Genomic DNA, 6,712 nt, shown 5'->3' with positions numbered 1-6,712 from the left:
AATAACGCTCCATAAAAGAGCGTTATTTAAACTAGCTACTTATTCAACAAAAGCAGCCTTAGGCTGATAGCGGTACTGGAGTATCTTGATTTTGCGTTACAGGTGCTTTTTTCATACTACCTTCCTGCTCCAAACGAATATGCCAGCTAAACGCTTCTTCAAGTAAATGAGGAGTATGCCCACCGCGATCACAAGCACGCTCATAATAATCTAACATCGCTTCGCGATATTCTGGGTGCACACAATGCTTAATAACTTGTACAGCCCGCTCACGTGGCGCTAAGCCACGTAAATCAGCTAAACCTTGCTCTGTTACTAAAATATCAACATCGTGTTCGTTATGATCAACATGGCTAACCATAGGCACAACACTTGAAATATCGCCATTTTTAGCTATTGATTTAGTAACAAAAATAGCTAAATGCGCATTACGAGAAAAGTCACCAGAGCCACCAATACCATTCATCATTCTAGTGCCACACACATGTGTTGAGTTCACATTACCGTATATATCGAATTCAAGTGCTGTGTTAATTGCAATAATACCTAAACGGCGCACTATTTCAGGATGATTCGAAATCTCTTGAGGGCGTAACACAAGCTTATCTTTATATTGCTCTAAATTATTAAATACTTGTGCATTACAACGCTCTGATAAAACTATTGAGCTCCCCGATGCAAATTTAAGCTTACCAGCATCGATTAAGTCAAATGTCGAATCTTGCAATACCTCTGAGTACATTGTTAAATCTTCAAAATCAGAATCTAATAACCCCATCATAACTGCGTTAGCTATGTTACCAATACCCGCTTGTAATGGCCCTAAATTAGATGGCAATCTACTTTCAGTCACTTCGTCTTTAAAAAAGTTAACTAAGTGACGTGCAATTGATGCAGTCTCTTGATCTGGGTCAGTAACCGTGGAAAACGAATCGCTTTGGTTAGTAAAAACAATACCAACAATTTTTGCAGGATCTATTGGAATAGCTTTACTACCGATACGATCGTCAACCTTTACTAGAGGCACAGGTGTTCGGGTTGGACGATAAGAAGGAATGTATATGTCATGTAACCCCTCAAGCTCAGGGCTATGTAACATATTAATTTCGATGATTATTTCTTTTGCAAAAATACTAAAGCTTGCAGAATTACCTACTGAAGTAGTTGGCACTATATGCCCTTCTTCGGTGATAGCTACAGCTTCAATAACAGCTACATCAGGCATTGTTAATTGGTGATTACGTAAATGCTCAACAGTTTCAGATAAATGCTGATCAATAAACATCACCTCACCGTTATTAATCGCTTTACGTAAAGTGCTATCTACCTGAAAAGGCATACGGCGAGCTAAAATTCCCGCTTCGGTAAGTAGCTTATCTAAATCATTACCTAAAGAGGCACCTGTCATTAAATTTATTTTAATAGGATTGTTTTTAACTTGCTCAATCAATGCTCTAGGTACAGCTTTAGCTTCACCGGCACGAGTAAAGCCACTCATTCCAACCGTCATTCCATCTTTAATAAATTGGCTGGCTTGATCTGCTGACATTACTTTTTGATGCAGATTACTATTGCGAATACGTTCTAAGTTCATATTGAGCCCCTTTCTAAGTTTTACTTATTCTAATCTTTACTTAGAAGCAAATAATCTATACTTAAGTCGTATTCACATAATTAGGATGAGAAATTCATTTAACAAAAGCTTTCTATCATGCATAAACATCACTTCAACTATCTAGTAGTGTAATTAGCAATCAGGATTAGTAATTTAAATAAATATTTTGAAGTGTTAAAGCTTATCAATTAAAACAACCAATGTTGTTTGAAGCATAAATTGACATAATAACATACGCTTTTACTGAGCTACAGCGCCGCAAGTAAAGTATAAGTTGACATAATATTGAAGCTTAAAATGGCATAAAGTTACCAAATACAAGCTTTATAAAGCCAACCTCATAAATATACTGCCTACTTTAGTTGGCTGCTATGTGCCATGAGCGGACATTGATAATTCTTGATGAGTGGACTTCCCAACTTTCATTTGACTGTCATTATACGCCGAGAATTGAGCGCTTACTTTATTTAGATTACTAGCATATTTCTCAAGCTAAAATGTCTTAACCTCTCAGTCACGGAAAAACCAAAATCACCGTCATTTTAGCCAAGGTTAGTTCAATATAAGGATGTAATAGGTAGAAAAGTGTATTGTCTAAAGAGACTGAACCTTCGACAGCCGGAATCACAATCAGAGGCTCTACCAACTGAGCTATAGCTCATCACTAAAATTACTTGAAGTGTCTAGTGGTAAGGCGCCGAGAGTATATTCCATTTATGCTTAAATTGACAAAAATTTCATTCTTTAAGTATATTTATAGCAAAGAGTAGTCGCTCTCTTTTATTTGATAACGACACGACAAGATTAATCAATTTACTCCCGCACAGCCCATAATTTATAGTATATTAGCTAAACACCCATCATAATTAAGATATAAATGGGTGTTATACGCATCATTGACAACTATCACTCAACACTATGCAGTAACAATTATTTATTTTTTGCTATTATTTTTCTGACTTTAATGACGCTGCATAATCTTGTACATCTTGTAAAACACGTAATGCATTACCACTCCAAATGTCAGCCAAATCAGACTTTTCATAACCTTCCTTAAGTAAACGTTGAGTAATTAAAGGTAAGTTCACGACATCCATCATCCCTTCGACACCACCTCCACCATCCCAGTCGGCACCAACACCCACATGTTTTGGCCCTACAACTTTTAACGCATGTAAAAAATGATCCATATACACATCAAATGACGCTTTAACAGCTGGATATTTTTTTTCGATTTCACGGCGTTTTTCTAAAATAGTCTCAGAGTCAGTTCCATTATTATATAAAACCATCAAATTTTTAAACGCTTTCTCACGATCTGGATTTGACGGTAGTTCTTTTAAATACTCACTATAGGCATTCATTTGAATGACTCCACCTGAACTAGCTAACTGTTTAAGCAAGGTGTCATCAATATTACGTGGATGATCAAAAATTGCTTTATTACCCGTGTGAGACAAAATGATTGGTACTTTAGATAGGCGGATCATATCCCTCACAGTTTCATCGTGTGCGTGAGATCCATCTAATACTATACCCAAGCGGTTTGCTTCAGTGACAAACTTTTCTCCTAAAGGGGATAAACCATCCCACTTAACGCCTTCAGGGTCAGTTGAACTATCACCAAATTGATTATTTTTAAAATGTACAGGACCTGCCATACGTAGCCCAAATTTATAGAACGTTTCAAGTAAGCTGAGGTCGGTACCTAGAGGATATGAATTTTCCATACTCATATATACGATAAGTTTACCGTCGTTCTTTATCTTACTAGCCTCGTCTGCTTCTGTGGCAAATGTAAATGTATCTGAGTTTTTATTTACCATTGTTCTAATTGCTAATGCTCGTAGTAAAGCTGTATCACGGCTTTTTTCATACCCTGACTGGGTTAATTCACCTTGGGGTGAATAAATAGCCCAGAAACCACCATCTAATGCCCCCTCTTGCATGCGAGGTACATCTACTTGTGAAAAATCATGCGAATAGCTATGACGTTCTAAAATATCAAACCCCGGTATAACTAGTTTAGAAGGTGTATCTAGATGTGTATCTAAGGTTATTAGCGAACGTTGTATTGCTGTAGCTTCTTCTATCGTTACTGCGTTTGCTGTTTGCCAAACAAAGAGGTTAAAGGCAATTAACAATATTTTTTTGTTCAATTTATGCATATATTTCTCCATACTATTTAAAATGCTACAGTTAATGAAGCTTGTACATTACGAGGGTTAAGAGGACGATAAAAAGTTGAGCCAATGTAGCCAAAAGATAACACTTCTTTATTGAATAAATTATCAACATTTAAGCGTAAACTAACGTTTTCTGGCATGCCGAAGGGGTTACCTCCACCTATATCAATATAAGCGCTAACAGTTGTGTAGCCTTCCATTTCATTAGTTTCGGCATAATCGGTGTAACGTTCACTTGTATATTTAGCAGAAATATTTGTCACCACCCAATTACTCGGCTCGTAAGTTATACCTCCCGTCATCAACCATTTTGGACTATCCGCCAAGCGACTGCCTTCAGGGTTGTTATCAAAACCATCGACCAACGTTGCATTTTTATAAGAGGTATTAGCATTAAAATAAAGCGACTTATTGAATATCTCAGGTTGATAAACACCACTTAATTCAAAACCGTATGCTTGTGAAGCACCGCCATTTACATAAAACCCTTCGGGCTGTTGGGTTGCTGGATTAATGACATTACTCGCGAACAAACGATTATCAAAACGAGTATAGAATAATACAAGCGCTGCATTAAAGTTTTCATGGTTAGTACGGTAACCTAGCTCATAATTATCGGCTTCTTCACCTTCTAGTGTATCTGCTTCAAAACTTATCGCTTGACTATATATATCATCGGTGCCACTTGGTAATGCGTAATTTTTAGAGTACGACGTAAATACTTGGTCGGTATCATTCAATGTATATACTGCCCCAATAGAAGGTAGGAAGTGGTTACTAAATTCATCACCTACAGACTGTGGGCCATAACCCGCTTCACCATTAATTTCATAATCGTTGTAATCACGATATCCATTTAAAGAATAATCTACACTGAGGGACTTAAGACCAACTTCTAATATTAAATTATCTTCCATTAAGCTGATGGTATCTTTAATGTACAGTTGAGTAGTATCACGAACTGAAGTGTAATTACGTCGGTAATAAGCAACCTCATCCCAGATAACATCGCCATCAACGCTCCCTCCTGTTTTATTTAGCCGTTGTTGTGTTCGGGTATAATTATCCTCTTCTATCCAAGCACCAAACTCTATTTGGTTTTGCTCAAGTTCTAAGCTGAAGCTTGCCAGAAAGCCTTCCCTCTCACCACTGACTCCAGATAATCCATATTGTACGCCGCGTGGATGAGTAACATCTAACCCCGCAGAAAGCTGACTTTCATAAATCTCTAATGTATTGCTATAAGTATCTGGAGATACGCCATATCCGTCTTTATCTTCAAGGTAGTATGTACCGGTAAAGAGTAAATAATCTGTCAGGTAGGTATTAAGTTGCAGCGAATATAATTGGTCGTCGCGTACGTTTATACGATCTTCATAATAAGTAGTACAATTATCGCCAGTAAAAACAGGTGTGAAATCCGCTTCGTTTATTGTGCCATCTTGGTTAAAATCATAAACTTCAGGTTGAGCTGAAATACAGCCTTCTGGGATAGAGCCTACATAGCCGTAATTGTAATTATTAGCAAAAGTCTCTGCCGTACCCGAGGGAGAGTCATAATCAAAAAAATCATTTCCTACATAACTAAACTCTAGTGATGTTTCTGCACTAAATTCATATATAGCTCTACCTTCAATATGCTCTCTATCAATAGTACCAGGGCCGCGCCATAAATCACTATCGGTTTTAGAGCGACTAATATAAGCTCTAAAACCATTGATATCGCCAGTTTCAAGTTTTATAAATGAGCGCTGTAAGTTGTCATCACCAACCGTTAATGAGACCATTCCGCCCATTTCATGTGATGGATCAACTGAATTATAAGCAGCAATAGGTCCTAGTGTCGAATAACTCGGTGCTGACACATCACCTGCACCAGGTGATGCTATGACTGATGCCAAGTTTTCATTGTCTACATATCTAAATATCGGACTACCGCCAAAAGCGTCTGAGCGTCCCATGGGCACGCCATTTAATACAAAACCTATTTGGCTTAAATTAAATGCTCTTACATTTACTGAATTACCAAATTCATAAAGACCTAATGCGCCATCAGTTTGTACGTTAAACCCAGGTAAACTCTCAAGCATTTTTAGACCAGAAACCCCAGCAGGGGCTGATAATAATTCATCCCGAGTAACAGCGATTGTGTTAGAAACTTCACCAGTACCTATTGCTATTTCTGTTTCTGAAATACGTCGGCCAATCACTTGAATTTTTTCTGTAGACTCATCGTTATACTCACCATCAACCTCTTGGGACAAAGTGGGGCCAGCAGAAAATAAAGTTGCAATTGATATGCTTAATAAAGTAGGACGAAAATATTTTTTAGTTTTTATCATTCCTGTAATCCTTTGTTTTTATAAAAATAGCTGACGTATTGCACCAAAAAAAATGTTTTTAATAAGGTATACGAAAAAGCTAATAGATAGACCGCAAGCCAAGCTGTACAATAAACGTACCAACTTTAACTATATGGGCATGCCATAAGATGTATTTCAGATTATGCTTAAGTTATATAAGCCTTGGGGAGGAACAATATCTATTTTCATTCAATGGTATAACGAGATTAACCGTAGATGAATATTATAAGAATGATGACATTGCACAGTTTTGTACATAAAACGCACTAATAATAAGCACGTGATTATTCTAAATTTATTAATAATAGCGCCAGTTATTGCTTGCTGAGGTTTTTAATATACCCCCTACTCAAATATTTGCGGCATCATATCAATTCATAGTAACAAACTGCCTTTTCTACCTTCATAATCACTTACCTCAAAGCCAAGGGAGCACCCATCAGTTAATTCCGGTCAGGCAGCTGTATCGAAAAACTCGAGGAACTTTCTATATGATTATCAAATCTTGACTTCAGACTTTACAATTATTGACTGTCTACTTATCGCTC

3 protein-coding genes are annotated in these 6,712 nt (G+C 37.1%); all 3 read right to left on the bottom strand.

What is annotated here, in order from left to right; translation table 11 throughout:
* Window positions 1-58 precede the first annotated feature (58 nt).
* The 3 genes from ACT3RM_RS16385 to ACT3RM_RS16375 all read right to left on the bottom strand — a co-directional run bounded on the left by ACT3RM_RS16385 (window position 59) and on the right by ACT3RM_RS16375 (window position 6,143).
* Complete coding sequence (locus tag ACT3RM_RS16385) at window positions 59-1,594, bottom strand: acetyl-CoA hydrolase/transferase family protein (protein WP_441836448.1); 1,536 nt, start codon at window positions 1,592-1,594, stop codon at window positions 59-61.
* A gap of 968 nt (window positions 1,595-2,562) precedes the next feature.
* Complete coding sequence (locus ACT3RM_RS16380; protein WP_441836447.1) at window positions 2,563-3,783, bottom strand: dipeptidase; 1,221 nt, start codon at window positions 3,781-3,783, stop codon at window positions 2,563-2,565.
* A 17-nt stretch (window positions 3,784-3,800) separates the two neighbouring features.
* The gene (locus ACT3RM_RS16375; RefSeq protein ID WP_441836446.1) at window positions 3,801-6,143 is read right to left on the bottom strand and encodes a TonB-dependent receptor; all 2,343 of its coding nucleotides are present in this window, start codon (window positions 6,141-6,143) and stop codon (window positions 3,801-3,803) included.
* Window positions 6,144-6,712 lie beyond the last annotated feature (569 nt).

The sequence above is a fragment of the Pseudoalteromonas sp. AOP7-A1-14 genome, assembly GCF_052376275.1.
In the GTDB taxonomy this organism is placed as follows: Bacteria; Pseudomonadota; Gammaproteobacteria; order Enterobacterales; family Alteromonadaceae; genus Pseudoalteromonas.
This window is presented reverse-complemented; position numbering and strand designations above follow the sequence as displayed.